15 protein-coding genes are annotated in these 15,793 nt (G+C 44.9%); 8 read left to right on the forward strand and 7 right to left on the reverse strand.

The features are described 5' to 3' along the window. Nucleotides 1-182: 182 nt before the first annotated feature. Nucleotides 183-596: an alternative ribosome rescue aminoacyl-tRNA hydrolase ArfB gene (arfB, locus tag Q0852_RS00270; RefSeq protein ID WP_299012864.1), complete on the reverse strand. Its 414-nt coding sequence runs from the start codon at nucleotides 594-596 to the stop codon at nucleotides 183-185. 240 nt (nucleotides 597-836) lie between these two features. Between arfB and Q0852_RS00275 the strand changes: the two genes are divergently transcribed. The 5 genes from Q0852_RS00275 (at nucleotide 837) to Q0852_RS00295 (ending at nucleotide 4,989) form a co-directional block, all read left to right on the forward strand. Next, nucleotides 837-2,129 (forward strand): DEAD/DEAH box helicase, encoded by a 1,293-nt coding sequence (locus tag Q0852_RS00275; protein WP_299012866.1) that lies wholly within the window; start codon nucleotides 837-839, stop codon nucleotides 2,127-2,129. Between the two features lie 171 nt (nucleotides 2,130-2,300). Then, nucleotides 2,301-2,492 carry a YwbE family protein gene (locus Q0852_RS00280; protein WP_160650618.1) on the forward strand — a complete coding sequence of 64 codons (192 nt, stop codon included), beginning with the start codon at nucleotides 2,301-2,303 and terminating at the stop codon, nucleotides 2,490-2,492. A gap of 292 nt (nucleotides 2,493-2,784) precedes the next feature. After that, a complete protein-coding gene (locus Q0852_RS00285) occupies nucleotides 2,785-3,129 on the forward strand; it encodes a hypothetical protein (protein ID WP_299012870.1) in 345 nt (114 codons plus the stop codon). Next, nucleotides 3,080-3,568 carry a hypothetical protein gene (locus tag Q0852_RS00290; protein WP_299012872.1) on the forward strand — a complete coding sequence of 163 codons (489 nt, stop codon included), beginning with the start codon at nucleotides 3,080-3,082 and terminating at the stop codon, nucleotides 3,566-3,568. Before Q0852_RS00285 ends, Q0852_RS00290 begins: the two co-directional genes overlap by 50 nt. A 524-nt stretch (nucleotides 3,569-4,092) precedes the next feature. Next, entirely contained in the window at nucleotides 4,093-4,989 is an 897-nt protein-coding gene (locus Q0852_RS00295; RefSeq protein WP_299012873.1) for an aspartoacylase, read from the forward strand. A gap of 63 nt (nucleotides 4,990-5,052) precedes the next feature. Here the strand turns inward: Q0852_RS00295 and Q0852_RS00300 are convergent, their stop codons facing one another. The 4 genes from Q0852_RS00300 to Q0852_RS00315 are packed head-to-tail and all read right to left on the reverse strand — an operon-like array spanning nucleotide 5,053 to nucleotide 9,763. After that, nucleotides 5,053-5,790 carry a GMP synthase gene (locus tag Q0852_RS00300; protein ID WP_299012874.1) on the reverse strand — a complete coding sequence of 246 codons (738 nt, stop codon included), beginning with the start codon at nucleotides 5,788-5,790 and terminating at the stop codon, nucleotides 5,053-5,055. 12 nt (nucleotides 5,791-5,802) lie between these two features. Further along, nucleotides 5,803-6,969: an iron-containing alcohol dehydrogenase gene (locus tag Q0852_RS00305; protein ID WP_299012875.1), complete on the reverse strand. Its 1,167-nt coding sequence runs from the start codon at nucleotides 6,967-6,969 to the stop codon at nucleotides 5,803-5,805. A gap of 11 nt (nucleotides 6,970-6,980) precedes the next feature. Beyond that, nucleotides 6,981-8,384 carry an aldehyde dehydrogenase family protein gene (locus Q0852_RS00310; RefSeq protein ID WP_299012877.1) on the reverse strand — a complete coding sequence of 468 codons (1,404 nt, stop codon included), beginning with the start codon at nucleotides 8,382-8,384 and terminating at the stop codon, nucleotides 6,981-6,983. Nucleotides 8,385-8,395: 11 nt separating this feature from the next. Continuing rightward, nucleotides 8,396-9,763 carry a glutamine synthetase gene (locus tag Q0852_RS00315; RefSeq protein WP_299012878.1) on the reverse strand — a complete coding sequence of 456 codons (1,368 nt, stop codon included), beginning with the start codon at nucleotides 9,761-9,763 and terminating at the stop codon, nucleotides 8,396-8,398. A gap of 320 nt (nucleotides 9,764-10,083) precedes the next feature. Here Q0852_RS00315 and Q0852_RS00320 point away from each other — a divergent pair, with 320 nt between their 5' ends. Further along, on the forward strand, nucleotides 10,084-10,899 hold the full coding sequence (locus tag Q0852_RS00320; protein ID WP_299012880.1) for a cytochrome c: 816 nt from the start codon (nucleotides 10,084-10,086) through the stop codon (nucleotides 10,897-10,899). A 154-nt stretch (nucleotides 10,900-11,053) separates the two neighbouring features. Beyond that, nucleotides 11,054-11,746: a DNA alkylation repair protein gene (locus tag Q0852_RS00325; protein ID WP_299012881.1), complete on the forward strand. Its 693-nt coding sequence runs from the start codon at nucleotides 11,054-11,056 to the stop codon at nucleotides 11,744-11,746. 73 nt (nucleotides 11,747-11,819) lie between these two features. On the opposite strand, the gene Q0852_RS00330 is transcribed toward Q0852_RS00325, so the two are convergent. Continuing rightward, nucleotides 11,820-12,524, reverse strand: a complete 705-nt coding sequence (locus Q0852_RS00330) for a MaoC family dehydratase (protein WP_299012882.1) — start codon at nucleotides 12,522-12,524, stop codon at nucleotides 11,820-11,822. Nucleotides 12,525-13,005: 481 nt separating this feature from the next. On the opposite strand from Q0852_RS00330, the gene Q0852_RS00335 reads away from it, so the two are divergent. Beyond that, nucleotides 13,006-14,148: a serine hydrolase gene (locus Q0852_RS00335; RefSeq protein ID WP_299012883.1), complete on the forward strand. Its 1,143-nt coding sequence runs from the start codon at nucleotides 13,006-13,008 to the stop codon at nucleotides 14,146-14,148. Between the two features lie 41 nt (nucleotides 14,149-14,189). On the opposite strand, the gene Q0852_RS00340 is transcribed toward Q0852_RS00335, so the two are convergent. After that, a complete protein-coding gene (locus Q0852_RS00340; protein WP_299012884.1) occupies nucleotides 14,190-15,779 on the reverse strand; it encodes an EAL domain-containing protein in 1,590 nt (529 codons plus the stop codon). Between the last annotated feature and the right edge of the window lie 14 nt (nucleotides 15,780-15,793).

Genomic DNA, 15,793 nt, shown 5'->3' on the forward strand with positions numbered 1-15,793 from the left:
TAACTGTCAGATTGTACAGAGGATACTGTCTTAGCATAATCTTCAATATAGTATTGGGTTGAGCCTGTAAGCATGATCACAAATTGAGTCAAATCTTTTATAATAGTTGTACTTTGATTTACCGTTACAGGCGGGTTTAGCTTTTCGTGTTTACTATTTCTAATACCGTTCAGCTAGCCTTATTATAAATCCACCTTTTTCCTCAATACTTTCGTAGTGCCACGTTTTGTTTTGCTATCCATTCGGCGACGTTGTGAGCCTTTGGTCGGCTTCGTTGCTCTTCGAGCTTTCTGCACAACCATCGCTGATAGAATTAGTTCCTTCAGGCGCTCCAAAGCCGCTTCTTTGTTTTGTAACTGAGTTCTGAATTGCTGTGATTTGATGATGATTATACCTTCGGAGGAGATTCGACTATCAGAAAGCTTAAGCAGTTTTTCTTTGTAGGTGGTGGGTAAAGATGATCGCTTGATATCAAAACGAAGGTGAATGGCAGTTGCCACTTTATTGACATTTTGTCCCCCGTTACCTGCTGATCTGATTGCGTTAAGTTCAATCTCCCAATCGGCAATGGTTACGGTATTTGAGATTGCTAGCATGGCGACACCTATTTGTTCTGAACTAGTTTTGATGATTTGATCACTCGATTAGCCACCGAGTGCCAGCGGCGCTAAGGATAGCAAATAAACTGCCTTCGACATACTGGAGAGTCGTGTCTGTTGGCGGGGTATTGAACCATAGGCCTTCATTGAACGATTTGACTTATCATTATGCTACTTCACTGGGCTCAAATAGGCTAAGATGCTCGCCATTATTTTAGCTAGAGCCTTTATTACCCAATGACTACTGCCACAACGCCAGCCAGCTTCACTGAGCTTGCCCTAATTCAACCTTTGTTAGCTCGGCTAACAGAGCTGGAATATCTGCAGCCTACACCTATTCAAGCGCAAGTTATCCCAAGTGTGTTAGCGGGGCGTGACTTAATTGCAGGTGCAAATACGGGATCGGGTAAAACGGCGGCTTTTGCACTGCCAATGTTGCAGGATCTTTTTACGCAAAAACACACAGAGAAGACGAAGGGCAGCAAAGGTAACTATGTTACTGGGCTTATTTTGGTGCCAACGCGTGAACTGGCTAAACAGGTTGCTGACAGCATTAAGTCATACGCAGTGCACTTTAACGGTGCAATTAAAACGGTGGCTGTTTTTGGTGGTGTATCTGCCAATATTCAAATGCTTGCGCTGCGTGGCGGCACCGATATTTTGGTTGCAACGCCAGGCCGTTTACTTGATTTAATTTCAAGTAATGCGATTAAGCTAGATAGGGTAAAGACCTTAGTGCTTGATGAAGCCGATCGAATGTTAAGTCTTGGCTTTACTGAAGAGCTATCTGAATTGTTGGGTCAATTGCCAAAACAGAAGCAGACGCTATTGTTTTCTGCGACGTTCCCTGAGCAAGTACAGGCTTTAACTCAAGAGCTGCTTAATGACCCTGTTGAAATACAACTACAAAGTGATGATGCCAGCACCGTAGTACAGCGTGTTTTTAACGTAAATAAGGGCGAAAAAACAGCGGTGTTAGCGCACTTGATCAAACAGCATCAATGGCGACAAGCTCTTGTTTTCGTCAATGCTAAGAACAGCTGTGAGCACTTAGCCGATAAACTTTATAAGCGTGGTATTGAGGCCGAAGTGTTTCATGGTGATAAAGGGCAGGGCTATCGTACTCGTATACTTGAAGCGTTTAAGTCCGGTGAGATTGATGTGCTAATAGCAACGGATATCGCGGCCCGTGGTTTAGATATCGAAAAATTGCCAGTGGTGATCAACTTTGATCTACCAAGAAGCCCATCAGACTACATGCACCGCATTGGTCGAAGTGGCCGTGCTGGTGAAGTTGGCCTAGCCCTATCGCTGATTGATTATGAAGATTTTCATCATTTCAAAGTTATCGAGAAGAAGAACAAAATTCGCCTTGAACGTGAACAGGTAGAAGGCTATGAACTCGATGAAACCATTACCCAAGAGATGTTAGAGGCAAATAAGCCGATGGCAAAACCTGAAGGCACGGGTAAGAAAAAGCGTAAGAAGAAAGGACTTGGTAAATCTGATGTTTGGTTGAGAAATTCATAACCAAGCAATTAACCGATCAACCAAGCGATAAACATCATGCCAGTTGATAGTTGCTGACGTGCGATGATATACCCAAGTACCCTGAAGTTACTTGGGTATAGTCATTTGGTAGATAAAGCTTGATTTGAGAAGCGTTTAATCAAAGATACACTGAACAATAAGGTAGAGAGAATGAGTGGAACCAATCGAGCCAATATTCACCCTGGATTAGAAGTGAAAATTGTTCTTAAAAAAGATCAACGAAGCGGAACACTAACCTCAGGCATTGTAAAAGACCTTTTAACGAAGTCACCAAATCATCCTCACGGAATAAAAGTCCGCTTAGAAAATGGTGATGTTGGTCGTGTGAAAGTGATCTGTTAGTCATTTTTCTCAAATGGCGATCACTTTCAAAATGGTGACTACAGGTATGAATAGAAGTATCTAAAAACAACGATTACATGTCGTTGTTGAGTTTATTCACTAAATCACTTCTGGATAAAACTTTGTTAGCGAGATTCATCTTATATATTTTTTAAAAATAGGAAATATATCTAAACTGATAGTAAATATGGAGGTTTTCAGAGAAAAAAGCACTAAATCAAATATAGTAGAATGACACAAAGTTCAACCATTGGTATAAGGCTTGCTGTATTTCATAACGTGGTTCATTAATATGGCTAAGCTAGGAATTTGTGATATCAACAACCTAAAACTAAGTGAAAAAAGTCGGCGTTCAGTTGCTGATATAAAAGATATAATGGAATCTGGAGATTTGCTAAGTGGTGTGTTGGCTGCTACTCCGTTTTACTATATTTTTGGTACACCCAGTGTTACAACAAGCCCATTTGAAACACTGATTAACATTAGGGAGCATGATTGGGAAACCTTTGGTAAAGCTATGTTTGCTTCAAGCAAATATACTAGAGGAGTTATTTTTCAAATCGCTTATGAGCAGGAAATATACACTTATGGCGAAGAAAGAAAATTTTGGAATTGTGTCAGTGAATTATCTAAGTAAAGTATGTGCTCTCAGCTTTCTTCTCTTTGGTTGCTCGGCTCAAACCATTAGTAGCGTTGAAGCGGAAAAACTATGGCAAAAGCAATTCGATTATTGTCATGAAATCGCGCAGCAAAACAAGTCTTCTTTCCCTAAATCTGAATGGTTTCAATCCCTGTCTTTAGATGATAAAAAGACTGTCGTTGGTTATCTAGCTAACTACACTGATAGAATCTGTATGGAAGAGGCTTCAGCACAATTAAAACGCTCTCTGAGTGAAGAAAACAATCTAGAAAAGCTGAGCTACTATTCTGTTGACTTAACCCCGCTTGATGAATTGGCAGCTGAAAGGATTGCACATTTGGATGGGAATCAACTAAAAGATCTACAGCAGCAATTCAAGCAACCGTTCAACTTACGGTTTATCATAGAAGAGCAAAACCTTTACCCTTCACAATAATGGTACAGATTCGTGTCAGCTTAGGTACACTGACACGTCTTTGGGCTGAACTGACTTAGAGCAATCTGTCAGATCTAGTTAAATCGTGGTTTGGGAACTGTTCGATTGCGTCCTGACCCATTCTACTTACTTTTATTTAGAGATTGCGCAATATCGTGCTCAAATGCAGATAGCGTTTGATCGATTAGAAGTAGCCTCTAAGTAATAGCCACTCAACAGTATCGTACCTAAGAGCAAAACAAAGAAGATGCGCTACTGCTACTGTAGGAATTGATTCAGTTGGCGGTTGTACAGTAAAAAGCCCGCCGGGCGACTAAGCCGACAAAGGGATCACAACGTCGTCGCATGGATAAGAAAACACAACGAGGTCAGACGAAAACTTTGCTGGGAAAGGTGAAATTCTGAGCGGGTACAAACCCGACCTGTTACTTTTTAATCAGCATTTACTGGCAAATTGTGAGTTAAGCTGGTATTCATTTCAGTATGTTGAGATGAATGTTGAATGACAAGTGAGAGCCTGACCTGTGAATACAAGGACGAATACCATCAATTCGGTTGCTGTTGTTGGCGGCACACATGGAAACGAATTTAGCGGGATCTACCTGTTACGTAAATGGCAGCAGAATCCACAACTGGTTTCCCGAGATTCTTTTACGACCCAAATGGTTTTTGCCAACCCAAAAGCGTTTGATGAAAACAAGCGTTACCTTGATTGCGACATGAACCGTCAGTTTAGCCAAGAAGATCTGAATAATCAGGATCTGGCTAACTATGAGCAAAGTCGTGCGAAAGCCATTAACTTTCAGTTAGGGCCGAAAGGCAATGCCAAAACAGACTTCATCATCGATTTGCACAATACCACCAGTAACATGGGACCATCGCTGATCCTGCTTCAGACCGATGCGTTTAACCGAAAAATGGGCGCATACGTTAAATTTAAAATGCCTGATGCAGTTGTGGTTTTAGAAGATCAGGTTTCAGTTGAGCAGCATTATTTCCTCAGCTCGATTTCACCGCAAGGTGTGATTGTGGAAGTTGGCCCACAGCCACAGTCAGTGATCCGCCAGGATGTCCTCGATTGGATGGAAGAGATGACGCAGCATATTCTGGATTATATCGAGCTGCATAACACCGATGTTTTGCCTGAGCTTCCTGCCAGCTATGAAGCCTTCAAATATGAAGAGACGCTGAAACTTCCGGAGGATGCTGGTGGTGAGCGCATTGGTATGGTTCACAAAAATGTTCAGGATGCTGATTTTAAACCGCTGCATGCCGGTGATCCGGTATTCACATTGTTTGATGGCACTGAGATCTGCTGGGAAGGGGATTACGAAGCATATCCTCACTTCATTAACGAAGCTGCATACTATGACAATAACCTCGCTATGTCATTGGCGAAAAAAGTGGTTGTTGAAATTTAACGCTTATAATCTACCACTATTTCTTTTAAAACAGCTTTGAGGGAGTCACCCTCAAAGCTGTTTTTAATGGTGTGAGAAATCCAGATGTCGCTGTTTTATGAAATTTACGATCCATTGGGCGACAGGTAGATGATCGGTCTGTTCGTCCAATGAGTCCAGTGCGGAATCATAGGTTGGTTCGCTGAAATTATTGCGACGAAGCTGGATTAGGTCTTGGCTGTATGCTGGAGTAAATTCCGGGTGTCCCTGAATGCCGAGGAAGTGATTGCCAACCAGGATCATGGCATAGGGGCAGAATTTGCTACCAGCAAGCACAAGGGTGTCGGGGGGAAGTTCGGTAATTTGCTCCTGATGGCTGACAATCAGCGCATAATTTGCATCGGGAGCAGTAAGCCAGCTATGTTGAATAACTTCTTCCGGATAGAAGCTGACCCGCTTGACACCAATGCCCCATCCTTGGCTTGAGCGGCAGACTTCACCGTCAAGCGCCCTTGCTATCATTTGATGGCCGAAACAGATCCCGACATAGGGAATTAGTTGGTGGTAGAGCTGGTGGATAAAAGCTTCGAATACGCTTATCCATTTAGCTTCATCGTTAACTCCGTATTGGCTGCCGGTGCTTATGTAAGCATCACATTCATCTAAAGCATTAGGATACTGGCCGTCGATCACCCGGTAGAAATTGAGCTGCATATTGGGATCAACTTGTCCGAAGAGTTCGCTAAACATGGCCGGGTAATTACCATGCTTTCGCTGTAATTCCAGCCTGACATCATCGCACAGTAATACTCCTAATATCATATCCAGCCTCATTCACTGATAGATTAGTGTGCCTTTGACCGCATTGGTAAAGATCTCGGCATATTGCTCGGCCGTGAAATGGATTGGGTTACCTGCCGCAGACTGGTCTGAAACGGCCATTTGGCCGATGCGCTCCGCTTCTTTGCTATCAATACCGATAGCGGCAAGCGTATGCGGTATATTCAGATCTGTTCGCAGTGAGAGTAACCATGCCATTACCCCGTAAAAGTCTGGTTTGGGTAACGCAAGATAGCGGCCTAGCCGGTTCGTTTTTTCATCAATGTGGAGCTTGTTGGCTGATAGCACATAGGGCAACAGGATTGCGTTCAGCAGTCCGTGATGCTTGTCGTAGACAGCGCCCAGAGAGTGGGAGAGTGCATGTGTGGCTCCGAGTCCCTTTTGGAAGGCGGTTGCTCCCATACAGGAGGCAATTTGCATATGGAATCGGGCATTGAGGTTCTGACCTTCAATGTAAGCAACGGGTAGGTAATGCGAAATCAGTCGTATTGACTCCAGTGCAATGGCTTCTGCCATCGGGTGAAAAGTGTGAGTACAGAGAGCTTCCAGGCTGTGCGACAGTGCATCCATGCCTGTTGCAGCCGTTAGTTCTGGCGGTAACTCTGCCGTTAAAATCGGGTCCAGCAAGACGAGCTTGGGCATCATCTGGGGATGGAAAATGATCTTTTTAACCTGTTCTGTTTCATCTTTGATCACTGATGCCCGGCCGACTTCGGAGCCGGTACCTGCTGTCGTCGGTATGGCAATCACTGGCGCAATTTGATCTGGCTCTGCTTTGTGCCAGTTGTCGTCTTTGTCTTCAAAATCCCACAACGGGAAAGATTGCCTTGCTACCAAGGCGACAGCTTTGGCTACATCGATGCTGGAACCGCCGCCTAATGCAATAATGCCGTCATGGTAACCGTCGACATAATGCTTAATCCCTGCTTCGACATTCGCGCCGGTGGGATTACTTTGTATATGGCAGAACAGCTCAATTGGCAGGTTAGCTTCACGACATACTGCAATTGTGTTGCGGACCATTTTGGTTTCGGCCAGGTTGTGATCCGTGATCAGGAGGGGGCGATAGATCCCTGTGCTTTTGCAGTAGTCTCCCAGTTTGTGGGTGCAATTTTCTCTAGCGATGATCTCTGTGGGGTAATGCCAGTGTCCATAGTGCATGAGGGAAGCTCCTACAGGTGTTTGATATGAAAAGACTTAGGCCGGGTGAGGGCTTCAAATCCTAACTTGGATAAAGCGCAGCCATGTCCGGAGTGCTTAACGCCTGTCCAGGCCAGAGCCGGATCCAGATAATCACAGCGATTGACAAAAAAAGTGCCGGTATCGAGCTGCTCACCGAGTGCAACGGCAGTGTCAGTATCACGAGTGAAAATACTTGCTGTGAGCCCATACTGGCTGTCATTCATCAGTGATACGGCCTCATCATCAGAATAGACTTTCTGGACAGCGAGCACCGGGCCAAAGGTTTCTTCGGTCATGATTCGCATTTGGTGGTTTACATCGGTGAGTAACTGTGGGGCCAGATAAGGTGTACCCTGCTGACTTTTGGGGAAGGTCGTTTCCTGGATATGGGCTTTGGCACCTAATTCGATAGCTTCGGTAACTTGCTTGCGTACAAAATCAGCGGCACTGGTTCGTACCAAGGGCCCCAGTGTTGTATTTTCATCAATGGGTGATCCGAGCCGGTAAGTGCTGACGAGTTCTGTGGCTTTTGAGACAAACTCATCGTGACGGCTTTCATGTACATATATCCGCTCGATACCACAACAAGATTGACCAGAGTTATATAGTGCGCCATCCACTACCGTCTGAACTGCGTGATCAATATCTGCATCGGCCCTGATATAGGCTGGATCTTTACCGCCGAGTTCTAGCCCTAGGCTATGGAAGTGTCCAGCCGCAGCTTTTTCGACTATTTCCCCACCGGATACCGAGCCGGTAAAGACTACATGATGGATTTCCTCGCTGGCAATGAGTGCTTTTGTACTTTCATGGCTTAGGTGAAGATGCTGGAACACACCATGAGGCAATCCGGCTTCATCAAAGGCTTGTTGCAGTCGCTCTGCACATAGCGGTGTTTGCGAGGAGTGTTTCAGGATCACCGTATTGCCAGCCAGCAAAGCTGGGATAATGGAGTTGATTGCAGTGAGGTAGGGGTAGTTCCAGGGAGCAATAACCATTACAGTGCCGAGTGGTTCCCGCTTGATATAGCGGGTAAAACCCGGTTTCTCTGTGAACTTGATGGTTGCCAATGCTGTTTCGCTAATTGCAATCATGTAGCGGGCACGTTCTTCGACACCAGACAACTCGTTGCCGCTGAAGCGGATTGGGCGGCCCATCATCCAGCTGAGCTCGCTGGCAATTTCATTTCGGTGTGACAAGAGGGCATCAATTGCGAGAATACAGTAGTGTTTGCGCTGCGCCAGAGAGGCCAGACGCCAGCTTTGCCGGGCATAGCGTGATGACGTTAATGTCTCAAGGCAGCGTTGCCGCGAAGCGAGTTCACGGGTGACAACAACACTGCCGTCAACCGGAGATATTGTCTGTAATGTGGTTGTGTTGCCCTGAACAGTCATCACCGTTTCCTTTAAATAATTTCGAAGTAGCGATTGAGCTCCCAGTCAGTTACATGTTTTCTAAACTCACGGTCTTCCCATTCGCGGGAGGCGGCAAAGTGTTCAACAAAAGCATCGCCAAATAGCTCGCGAGCGGCTTCGGATGCCTTAAAGCGCTGGGTGGCATCCCATAGGGTACGTGGTAATTCCAATTTGGGTTGATGTGGTTGTTCATAGGCGTTGCCCACGACGGGAGCATAAGGCTCCCAGCCTCTTGCAATACCATAGAGACCAGAGCCTAATGCTGCAGCCAGGGCCAGGTACGGGTTAGCATCGGCAGCTCCGATGCGATACTCAATACGTTGGCTGATGGCAGAGCCGGCAATAACACGTAATGCCGTGGTACGGTTTTCAACTCCCCAGGTGGCATCGGTTGGTGCCCAGAAGCCTGGTATCATTCGGCTGTAGCTGTTGACTGATGGCGCTATCATACAGAGTAGTTCAGGCATCAGCCGTTGTTGACCGGCGAGGAAATGACGTTGAACGTCACTCATAGAATGGGGGAGATCGGGCGCGTAGAAGGCTGAAGAGCCGTCTTTGTGTCTTAGCGAGAGATGGATATGACCACTTTGTCCCGGGTAATCGTTGCTCCATTTCGCCATGAAAGTCGCCAGTAAGTCATTCTTCTGGGCCAGTACTTTCATATAGGTTTTGAACAGGGCTGCTTTGTCGCCGGCTGCTTCGGCATGATCGACCGCGAGCGCGGCTTCGATTACGCCCGGCCCGGTTTCTGAGTGAATGCCTTCGATTGGAAAATCCATTGTTTCGGCCATGCTAAGAATACTTTTGTACAAGTCAGAGTAGGTAGAATTGCGGATCATGGAATAGCCGAACCAGTCGGGAGTGATTGTTTCCAGGTTTCGGAATCCTTTCTCCCGTGCTGAGTGTGGTGTTTCCTTGAACAGGAAAAATTCATATTCCAGAGCGGCAAATGGATTAAAGCCCATATCTTTTGCTTGTTTTATCACTTTTCTTAATGTTGCACGCGGGCAGACTGATTCAGCATCTCCACTGAATTCTGCAATGAACAACAGCATGCCGTCTTCATCAAGTACGTCTCGGCAGCTTTCCGGAATAATACGGACCTGCGCATCCGGATAGCCGGTATGCCATCCCGTGTATTTTGCATTGTCATAGAGTTGGTCTTTTACATCCCAGCCCAACACAACATCACAGAAGGCAAAATCGTTTTCGAGTGAGGAAAAGAATTTGCTTTTTGACATGTACTTACCACGCATGACACCGTCACTGTCAAACAGGCCGACTTTAACGTGGGTCAGCCCTCGTTGCTTGATAATCGCTTTGGCATCTTCGATTGTTTTGACATCTCTTGGTTCCATATCGCAAGCATCTCCCCGAATGAACTAGCAGCCGTAGATTGAGTCATGGATTTGCAGCGGGTTAACGAAATCACGCTGGTACACATGCATTTATAGGTGGCTGATATATTTAACGTAGGAACGGCGTGAATATTCGTCAACTTACCTGGTTAGTCTTTATTGCTCCTGATAATACAAAGGGATCTGTGATGCCTATCTCAGTGCTGAGAAAGTATAAATTTTTCAGTAAGTAGCTGACTATATTCAGAGTAAGCGGAATTAAATCAGCTGGATGATTGTGCCTGTGATGTGTAAGGGGCAAAGAGCAAGGAGCAAATAAGATGAATAGAAAAGCTCTATGGGTGAAGTGGCTGTCGGTTATTGGTTTATTTTGGGTGTGTTCGACAGGTAATGCGGCGCAACTGGTTTTCTCGGAAGAGGGGGAAGTTGTTAAAACAGTTACTTTAGATGAGATGAAGAAGCAGCTTTCGATTCATCAGGTTGATATTTATGATCCGCATTATGGGAAGGACAAACGATATTTGGGCTTTTCGCTTCATGATGTTATGGCGTTGGCATATGGTAAAGCTTGGGAAGGTAAACAGACGACCGATGTCAATTTTATCGCACAGGATGGTTATCAGGCGGTGGCAACGTTTGAAAAGCTTATTGAACAGGGGGGATATATCATTTATCACGATGTAGACCTTCCGGAATGGGAGCTAATTGGTCATAACCAATCTAATCCCGGGCCATTTTATCTGGTCTGGAAAGGCAAAAAGCAGACACCCAAACAAGCCTATCCATGGCCTTATCAGCTGGCCGCCATTAATACGGTTGAATTTCAGCGTCAATATCCCGCGATTTACCCGAATGGAGTACAGACAGACTCTAGTGTATACAATGGTTTTAAGCTGTTTAAAGCTCGTTGTATGAAGTGCCATGCCCTTGATAAGCAAGGCGGGAAGGTTGGGCCAGATTTGAATGCGCCGAAGAATATTATGGCGTACCGTAGCTCTGATATGTTGCGAGAGTATATTCGCCAGCCGTCCAAATTCAGATATACCCAGATGCCGGATCACACCGATCTTAGCTTCGACCAGATAGACCGACTCCTTGATTACCTTGATCACCAAGGAAAAGTCAGTAGGAAATAGCAGGTATTAGCTCCGATATTTGTTTGTGCGTTAAAAGTCCGAACGCTGAACAGGGCTTATTCCGTTGATAATGGTTGGTTAAAAATAAGTTTGCGGTGTTAAGGAACTGTGTTCCAATAAGAAAAAATAAAAAGTTAGAAAAAGGAAGAATTTGATGTCCCTCATCATTCCGATGGTGATCTTTATGCAGCAGCGGATGGCTGAAGTTGGTGATCCCGAGGTTGCGAAGGAAATGCAGGCTTACATGAAGACCGATCAGCCGTTTTATGGTGTAAAGACGCCAGAGCGCTACGCTATATTCAAGCAGGCTCGTGAACATACGCAGATAAACACCTTTATTGATTATAGCCGTTTAGTGCTCTGGTTGTGGTCGGGGGAAAACCGTGAAGAGCAATACATGGCGATGGATGCTGCTGAGTATTACAAAGCATTTCGAATCAAGGAAGCGTTCGCAATTTATGAAGAGATGCTGCTGGGGGCGAGTCATTGGGATACGGTGGATAAGATTGCGTCTAACCTCATAGGCGTGTTGGTTAAAGAGCACCGTGAGTTTGAACAAAAGCTGATAGAGTGGCGCCAGTCCGATAATATGTGGCTAAGACGGGCATCCTTGCTGGCTCATTTAAAGCACAAAGAAAAGACGAATGTAGCGCTTCTGCAAGAGACGGTTCTGATGCTAGCCCATGAGGATGAATTTTTTATCCGTAAGGCCATTGGTTGGGCCTTGCGGGAATACTCTAAAACAGCTCCTGATTATGTTGCCAATTTTGTAGCCGACCATGATGAGGAGCTATCACCACTCAGTAGAAAAGAAGCTTTAAAGGTGATAGAAAAGGTGAGTGGGTAGAGTGGTATATAGATGTCAAAAAGCCATCCTGTTGGATGGCTTTTGCATTTTTCGTTGTTCTGCTACATTAAGCTCAGAAGTGCAGGCGGATCACTGATTCAGCAACACAGCCCGGACGACGAACACCTTCAATTTCAATCGTTAGCTCTTGAACAATTTCCAGACCGCGCTTAATAGGCGTGACGGACTGGATTTTAGTGCTCGCACGAACACGGTTTCCGGCTTTAACCGGGTAAGGGAAACGTACCTGGTTCATACCGACATTAACTGTCATTTTTGCAGTCGGGAACTTTTGGTTGTCAGGGTCAACACTGTCGGTAAGAACAGATAGCAGAGACAGAGTTAAAAAGCCGTGCGCAATGGTTGTTTTGAACGGAGACTCAACCGCTGCACGTTCAGGATCGGTGTGGATCCACTGATGGTCTTCAGTAACTTCAGCGAAAGCATTGATACGTTCTTGATCAACGGTTAGCCATTTACCGACGTGGATAACTTCGCCCAGAGTTTCATTCAGTTCATTCATCAGCTTTTCAGCTTCTGGCTTCATGGCGATTGGAGCTGGTTTGGGCTCTTCAACCGGAGCTGGCACTTCTTCAACAGCATCATCATTAGATGCAAGCTTATGATCTTTGATCAGTGAACCAAGCTGGCTATTATTGGCTTTATTAATTAATTCAAGCCAGTAGTCACGCAGAGATGGTGATAGCAAATCTTTCAGTTCAAACGGATGATGAGACAGAACATCACGTTTTTGTTTTAAAAAATCGACTACTTTCATGACCATGTGACCTTATTTTAATTTGTCTTGAAGAGGCTAAGGCGTTGTATTGTAGCGGCTATAGCGAACAATAAAAGTTATTTTGTGTCCCAGGTCGCACTTTTGGACTCGTCGGGTGAGTTTTTTTCTTTATATATCAGTGTTATAAGTCGTCGTTATTTTTAGTGTAAATAATCTATAAATTTTTCTTATAGAGTTTCAAATAGCATTAACTCTCAATAAAACATCGTTTTCAGCGAACAAGTGTACGCAGAAAAATATGTTTTGTATAAATAAAAAGCAAATAAACGCAATGGGTTAAAAATAAACAGCAAAATAATCATAGTGGAAATCGAAGATGTTTTCTTGAACTATTTTCTAAGAAATGATCTTTTTTGTTTTAACATATTTTACTTTGTTGTGATCGAGTTTGATTCTCAATTCAGAGAGCATTAGAAATCGTGGTTAGGCACTACCCTTAGGTGACATTCGTTGAGGGTTGATGCCTGTGTTGCTGAAGTTTTATAGACTGCTGGCGGCGATATTCCTGACTTTGTACTGTAGTGCGGTGGCTTTTTCAGCACTTAATGATGAAATTGTGTTCGCCCTTGATAGCTATGTGAAAAAGTCGGTCAAAGAAGGTGTACCGGGGGCTTCATTAGCGGTCATCATTTATGGTGATATCCGGCTTTTACGTGGTTATGGGGTGACGAAAGTTGGTGGTAAGAACAGAGTCAACTCCGCGACAGTTTTTCCATTGGCTTCCATTTCAAAGACTTTTACTTCAGGGGTTACCTCTATTTTGGTTGCCAAAGGGGTAATAGAGTGGGATACCCACGTAGTGCCCTACCTTGAGGATATTGAATTTAGCGATCCTGAATTGGGGAGTACGGTAACGCTCAGGCACCTGCTTTCACATGCATCCGGCCTGATGCCTCAAGCGTATTCTAATCTTCTTGAAGATAATGTTCGCTATACTCGGATTTTGCAGATGCTCAAACGGGTGAAATTTGTTTGTGATCCCGGCAAATGTTACGGCTATCAGAACGTCGTGTACAACCTTAGTGCCGATATGCTGGCTCTGGCAGCTGGGAAAGATTTTCCCTCTCTGGTGAAGGAGCTGGTATTTATTCCCTTAAAAATGGATCACGCTTCGTTTGGATTGGATGAATTCAAAAAAGCTCCCAACAGGGTGGTTCCCCATGTGAAGGTAAAATCGGGTTATTCGGCGGTAAAACCGGATCCGTACTACTATAAGGTGCCGGGAGCTGCTGGAATTAATGCCAGCGCCCAGGATCTGGCGAAGTGGATGCTGGCGCAGTTCGGTCATTATCCATCGGTACTACGTACATCTTCATTGGCAATTATGCATAAGCCTCATGTCAGGGCAAACCAATACCGTTATCGGGCTAAATTGAGCAATGTCTATTATGGTTTGGGGTGGCGTACCTTCGATTATCGCGGTATCACCGGTTTTGTTCACCACGGTGGTTGGGTTAAAGGGATCCGGACAGAAATGGTGTTTAATCCTATAACTCAGACCGGGATGGTTTTTCTGACTAACAGTGAAACCGATGTAGCTCGTGAAATTGTTTTGGAATTCCTTGAGCTCTATCGGAAGCATATCGTGGGCGAAGGAAATTGATGAGTTCGGTATAACGCATACCAGCCCATGTTAAAGGTTACTTATTTGGCTTGGGCTGGTTCTGCTAACATTACAAATTCTTCCAGGCAAACCGGTCGGCTGTGTAAAAAGCCTTGGGTGAAGTCGACATCCAGAGAGCGTAAGTACTCCAGCTGCTCCGTTGTTTCGACGCCTTCAGCGATAATATTGAGCTCAAGAGACTTGGCAATGTTGACGATATGTTCAACCAAGTTTTGTTTTAGGGACGGTGTTTCAGCTCCCCATATAAAGCTTTTGTCGATTTTCAGGGTGCTGACACTCAATTCGCGTAAACCTTCGAGATTAGAAAAACCAGTTCCGAAATCATCAATCGCTACTTCAAAACCGAGTTTCCGAAGATCCTGAACGCCTTTGCAAAGAGCCTCAAGGTTGTCAATCTTTTGCTCGGTCAGCTCAATAGAAAATAGCGAGTAATATTCTTCTGGAAGCTGTTGGCAAAGCAGATCTCGAATATGGCCTGAAGCGATATCACAAGGGAAAGCGTTGATTCCTACTTTGAGCTTACCCAGCAAGCCAGTTTTGGATAAATCGTTAATACACGTAGATACAACCAGCTTGGTTAGCTCTGCTGTTTGTCGGTTTTGTTCAACAATGGCAATGAATTCATCTGGTCGAATCCATTTGTTGTCCAGTGTGCGCCAGCGGCTTAGTACCTCACAGCCGATAATGCTGCCAGAGCTCATATCAAGAATTGGTTGGTAATGCAGGGTCAGCTGGTGGTCGTTAATACCATGACGGATCTGACGGGGAACATTGAAAAGGTGCTGGTGAGTACGCTCACCTAGAAAGGTCACCAGCGTAATAACCACCAGTAAGAATCCTCCCCAGTAAAAAAGCATGGAATGATTCGCTGCAAAGTAGGTAGGGATATCGATCGCAACCAGCAGGCATTCATTCTTGTTGATGCATTGGCTAAAGAGCAATTTACTGTTTTCATACCACTGTGAGTTGGCTGCGTGTTGGGTGAAATCACTGGCTAAGAAGCCGGTTGTTCCTGATAGGTAGTTCAGCTCACTATCTTTGTTGTACTCACTATCTTTGTTGTAATAGCTGACGTATTTAAGCCATGGCATCTGTGGTTCGCTGATAGCGTTTGAGTAATCCAAATAAGCCAGGAAATTACCAATCTGGACTGTTCTGCCAGTGACTTGCTCTTCAAAAAAGGGAACGACTTGATGTTGGCGGACTTTTACTCCGGCAAATGAGATCCAGTCGGGCTCAATAAGAATGGTTGGGGGAGTAATCATTCCCTGAGTAGAGCTGCAAATGATCAGGTTATCTTTTACGATTGAGATACTGGTAAGGAAGTTTGCAAAGTAATCAACCTGCTGCATTGCCATCATTGTTTTGTGATCGCAGACAGGTTCAGGGTATTGGTTGTTGAGGGCTGCTAGGTTGTTTTTCAGGTCGAGGGCAATGCCAACGGAAAGGGTGTCAAGCTGTCGGACAAGGTTGTCTTTGTGCTGAGACCATGAGTGTATGGTACTGAAGGTGAACAATGACAGGGTCGCAATTAACGTGCAGCTCCATAGTATGCAAAGTAGTTGTAGCTTTCCCAGGTGGAAATAGGTCTTTTTGATTCTATTTATCATTTGATTAATGTTTC

This window comes from uncultured Photobacterium sp. (assembly GCF_947502415.1).
In the GTDB taxonomy this organism is placed as follows: Bacteria; Pseudomonadota; Gammaproteobacteria; order Enterobacterales; family Vibrionaceae; genus Photobacterium.

Excerpts from the sequence above, each read along its gene's own strand:
- arfB (WP_299012864.1), bottom strand. The coding sequence starts at position 596 with ATGCTAGCAATCTCAAATACCGTAACCATTGCCGATTGGGAGATTGAA.
- Q0852_RS00275 (WP_299012866.1), top strand. The coding sequence starts at position 837 with ATGACTACTGCCACAACGCCAGCCAGCTTCACTGAGCTTGCCCTAATT.
- Q0852_RS00280 (WP_160650618.1), top strand. The coding sequence starts at position 2,301 with ATGAGTGGAACCAATCGAGCCAATATTCACCCTGGATTAGAAGTGAAA.
- Q0852_RS00285 (WP_299012870.1), top strand. The coding sequence starts at position 2,785 with ATGGCTAAGCTAGGAATTTGTGATATCAACAACCTAAAACTAAGTGAA.
- Q0852_RS00290 (WP_299012872.1), top strand. The coding sequence starts at position 3,080 with ATGGCGAAGAAAGAAAATTTTGGAATTGTGTCAGTGAATTATCTAAGT.
- Q0852_RS00300 (WP_299012874.1), bottom strand. The coding sequence starts at position 5,790 with ATGATATTAGGAGTATTACTGTGCGATGATGTCAGGCTGGAATTACAG.
- Q0852_RS00305 (WP_299012875.1), bottom strand. The coding sequence starts at position 6,969 with ATGCACTATGGACACTGGCATTACCCCACAGAGATCATCGCTAGAGAA.
- Q0852_RS00310 (WP_299012877.1), bottom strand. The coding sequence starts at position 8,384 with ATGACTGTTCAGGGCAACACAACCACATTACAGACAATATCTCCGGTT.
- Q0852_RS00315 (WP_299012878.1), bottom strand. The coding sequence starts at position 9,763 with ATGGAACCAAGAGATGTCAAAACAATCGAAGATGCCAAAGCGATTATC.
- Q0852_RS00320 (WP_299012880.1), top strand. The coding sequence starts at position 10,084 with ATGAATAGAAAAGCTCTATGGGTGAAGTGGCTGTCGGTTATTGGTTTA.
- Q0852_RS00325 (WP_299012881.1), top strand. The coding sequence starts at position 11,054 with ATGTCCCTCATCATTCCGATGGTGATCTTTATGCAGCAGCGGATGGCT.
- Q0852_RS00330 (WP_299012882.1), bottom strand. The coding sequence starts at position 12,524 with ATGAAAGTAGTCGATTTTTTAAAACAAAAACGTGATGTTCTGTCTCAT.
- Q0852_RS00335 (WP_299012883.1), top strand. The coding sequence starts at position 13,006 with ATGCCTGTGTTGCTGAAGTTTTATAGACTGCTGGCGGCGATATTCCTG.
- Q0852_RS00340 (WP_299012884.1), bottom strand. The coding sequence starts at position 15,779 with ATGATAAATAGAATCAAAAAGACCTATTTCCACCTGGGAAAGCTACAA.